The organism is Rubritalea sp., assembly GCF_039830215.1.
In the GTDB taxonomy this organism is placed as follows: Bacteria; Verrucomicrobiota; Verrucomicrobiia; order Verrucomicrobiales; family Akkermansiaceae; genus Rubritalea.
Genome location: NZ_JBDOPO010000090.1, coordinates 1 through 1,996, shown reverse-complemented (window position 1 = coordinate 1,996; position 1,996 = coordinate 1). Strand labels below are relative to the sequence as shown.

The 1,996-nt window shown below is 47.4% G+C and carries 1 pseudogene; it reads right to left on the bottom strand.

The features are described from left to right. Nucleotides 1-1,996: pseudogene (locus ABGY95_RS02825) on the bottom strand (hypothetical protein); the annotation flags it as partial.

Here is a 1,996-nt window from a genome sequence, read left to right as displayed (position 1 = left end):
GATCATTCGTGTCAAACACAACAATGTCAGCACCAGAGCCCAGTTCAACAATGGAACCACCCCTTCCGGGTGCAACGACGTCGTCCCCAGCACCAGCACTGACAGTTAGCCGTCCATGGAATGTTGCATCAGTGCTCCCACCATGGCCAGGCCCGATGATCACATCATTGAATGCACTACCGTATACGAGGTCAATACCACCAGCGAGTGAAATGTACGTGGCAAACGAATCAGGAAGCACTTGCTGATCATTGATCAGGCCTGGCAGTTCACCCAGAGTCGGTCCGCCAACAGAGAGTTCAGATGCGCCAGAGAGCATTGCTGTTTCTGAAGCAATGCTAGCTGCTGAAAGCGTGTTGCTGCTGGTGTTCTCGTGTGGAAAGAGAACAGCTGTGCCTGAGGTTGTTATGCTGTACTGACTCTGATAGTCGTTGTCTGAAAGCGTGTCGATGTAATGGATTCCACTGAGAGGCTGATCAGCATTGAGAGCATACCACCCTTCTGAAGGATAGAGCTCTCCTGATGCCGGATGCTCTCCGATAACATTGACGAAGTTGGTTGGCAGATGGACATTCAGGAGTTGAAATTCCTGTCCAGAAAAGGTTTCAAGGAAGGTTTGACTGTCGATCTGGGGTACTAGCATATTTGGGTCTTTGTTACCCACCATTGGATTGGCAGCATTTGCATACCCAACACCATAAGATGTCCATAGCGGTGATGCGTCGTAGCTCATTGCCATCAGTGCACGCAATCCGACCGCAAGATCATTAATGATGGTGTCGTAAGCCGCTTGATCTGTAGCCATGTCGATTTGACCAAGAGCAAGAATTAGCGAATCAGCAAATTCACTATAAAAGATGTTGATCGCGTCTTGGTTCGTGATGTCATTGTTATAGTAGTAGCCCTGCAACTTCGTGCAGACTAATTCATACGTGTTGTAATTCGATCCTTGATCAGCCGGGTTGGTAGGATTGTGAAAAACGTCGTAAAAAGGATTCGTGGGTTGGGCCGGATCGTTAATGAGTGATGCAAGATTTTCGATACCACTAATTTCTGAAAAAATATCGATTGGACTCTGTTGAGTTTGAAATCCCGTGGCGTACTTCTCCTGAAGATTCCAGAGTACATCAATTGGCATTGCAGCGCTTGATGGCGGCCGATTGTCATTTGTGAACCTAAAAAACTGACTGAGTGTCGGCACATAATCTGAAAGACTGGAAACAGGTGTCCCTAAATCAGGGTCAGCACTGATAAAGGAGCCATGTGTACGATTGAAAACAGCCAGTGCTGGTACTTGGCCAGCGGAGACAGCTGGATTTGGTGGGAGAAGACTGTCACCCTGAAATGGAAAACCGACAATTCGCGTCAAACCCTGGATCGCCTTATCAGAGACAGTGAATTCGTAACCAACTGGGATGTGAGGAGAATCGGTTAATTCTCCAGCGATCGCCCCAGCGATATTCCCATTTCCACCTCGCTGAGCTGCGAGTCCGGTTGTACCCGTCGATGGAAAACGCTTATTCAAAACGAGGAGGCTATAAAGATTGTCACTTGAACCAACCCAAGCATTTTCGATAGCCGGCTTATATAGGCTCGCCTCCCGTAGATCTTTCCCGTTCGAAGGATCGTAGTAGAAACACGCAACAAGATCGTCTGATACCTCGGCGACTGAACCAGCTGCAAGATGACCATAAAAGTCTTCAACAGTCTTGATCACACCTTTGGCGTTCTCGTTTATTTCATTAAGATGACCGTTTTGATCTGCAGTCCAATTATTTTTTTGACCCGATCCTTGGATTTGTGTTGTGCCATCAGCTAATGTCCACGTCCATGGTGCGGAGTAGGAATTTGGAGTATTTGGAGTGTGAGTAACATCAGTATGGTTATTTAGTAAGCTGATGTTAAAATCAACGGAATCTGCCGCGAGCATCTGCTTCTGCTCGAGCCGCTCAAGTGAGGCTACTGGCTTTTTGTTTTTAGCGAGGCGAGCTCTTTT